This is a genomic window from Streptomyces sp. NPDC058459 (genome assembly GCF_042721685.1).
In the GTDB taxonomy this organism is placed as follows: Bacteria; Actinomycetota; Actinomycetes; order Streptomycetales; family Streptomycetaceae; genus Streptomyces.
In genome coordinates this window covers 1-1,923 of record NZ_JBHXLV010000401.1, presented here as the reverse complement: position 1 = coordinate 1,923, position 1,923 = coordinate 1, and the positions used below count along the sequence as shown (strand labels likewise).

The 1,923-nt window shown below is 77.2% G+C and carries 1 protein-coding gene; it reads left to right on the top strand.

Features of this window, described 5'->3' with window-relative positions:
* The coding region (locus ACFWN1_RS33095) for a beta-ketoacyl synthase N-terminal-like domain-containing protein (protein ID WP_384370412.1) at positions 1 to 1,923 on the top strand (1,923 nt) is incomplete at both ends.

The following is a 1,923-nucleotide window of genomic DNA, read 5'->3' as shown; positions in this document are numbered from 1 at the left end:
GGGGCGGGGGGGCCCCCCCCGGCGCGGCCGCCCGACCGCCCCCGCGGGGGCGGCGCCGCGCCGCCATGGGCCGGAGCCGCGGCTCCCGCCGCGCTGGCGGAGCGGCTGTCGGAACTCCCGCGCGCGGACGCCGAGCGCGAGGTGCTGGAGCTGGTGCGGTCCGCGGCGGCGACGGTCCTGGGGCACTCCGGTGCCGGGGCGGTGGCCGCGAGCAGGGCCTTCACGGACCTCGGCTTCGACTCGCTCGCCGCCGTGGATCTGCGCAACAGGCTCGGCACGGCCACCGGGCTGCGTCTGCCGACCACCCTGGTCTTCGACCACCCGACGCCGACCGCGCTGGCCGCGCTGCTCCTGGCGGAGCTGCTGCCGGACGGCCCTGCGCCGACCGGCACGGACCCGGACGGGGAGGCGGTCCCGGCCGCCGCCGTGGGGCCTCGCGCGGGCGACGACGCGGTCGCGATCGTGGCGATGGCCTGCCGCTTCCCCGGCGGGGTGGACTCCCCCGAGGACCTGTGGCGGCTGGTGGCCGCCGGGACGGACGCCGTGTCCGGATTCCCCGCCGACCGGGGCTGGGACCTCGCCGCGCTGCACGATCCGGACGGTGTCCGGGCGGGGACCTCGTACGCCCGGGAGGGCGGCTTCCTGTACGGCGCCGCCGACTTCGATCCGACGTTCTTCGGCATGAGCCCGCGCGAGGCCCTCACCACCGACCCCCAGCAGCGGCTGCTCCTGGAGACCGCCTGGGAGGCGTTCGAGCGGGCCGGGATCGACCCGGCCGGGCTGCGCGGTTCGAGGACGGGCGTGTTCGCCGGGGTCATGTACAACGACTACGGCGCCCGGCTGCACCAGGCCGAGGAGGCGCCCGAGGGCTTCGAGGGCTATCTCGTCAGCGGCAGCGCGGGCAGTGTCGCCTCGGGCCGGGTGGCGTACACCTTCGGCCTGGAGGGCCCGGCGGTCACCGTCGACACCGCCTGCTCCTCGTCCCTCGTCGCCCTCCATCTCGCCGCGCAGGCGCTCCGCAACGGCGAGTGCGACCTCGCCCTCGCCGGCGGGGTCACGGTGATGGCGAGCCCGGCGACGTTCGTCGAGTTCAGCCGACAGCGCGGGCTCGCCCCCGACGGGCGCTGCAAGCCGTTCGCGGCCGCCGCCGACGGCACCGGCTGGGCGGAGGGCGCCGGACTGCTGCTGGTCGAGCGGCTCTCGGACGCCCGCCGCCACGGCCACCGGGTCCTGGCCCTGGTCAGCGGCACCGCCGTCAACCAGGACGGCGCCAGCAACGGCCTCACCGCCCCCAACGGACCCGCCCAGCAGCGGGTGATCCGACAGGCGCTGGCCTCCGCCGGGCTCACCGCCGCCGACGTGGACGCCGTCGAGGCACACGGCACCGGCACCCGCCTCGGCGATCCCATCGAGGCGCAGGCGCTGCTGGCCACCTACGGCCACAAGCGGGCCGCCGACGACCCGGTGTTCCTCGGCTCGGTGAAGTCGAACATCGGTCACACCCAGGCGGCCGCCGGTGTCGCCGGTGTCATCAAGTCGGTGATGTCGATGCGGCACGGGGTGCTGCCCCGGAGCCTCCACATCGACGCGCCGTCCCCGCACGTCGACTGGTCGGCGGGCGCGGTGGAACTCCTCACCGAGTCCGTGCCCTGGCCGGAGCGCGACCGGCCCCGGCGCGCCGCCGTGTCGTCCTTCGGCATCAGCGGCACCAACGCGCACGTGGTCCTGGAGCACGTGCCGGACGAGGTGGCGCAGACACCGGCAGGGGCTTTGGAGGAGCCTCCGGTGCCGTGGCTGCTGTCGGCGCGGACCCCGGAGGCGCTGCGCGCCCTCGCGGGACGGCTGCACGACCGGCTCGCCGGGCGGACGGACGGCACCGCCGTGGCACGGGCGCTGGCCGGCGGGCGGAGCGCCCTGGAGCCC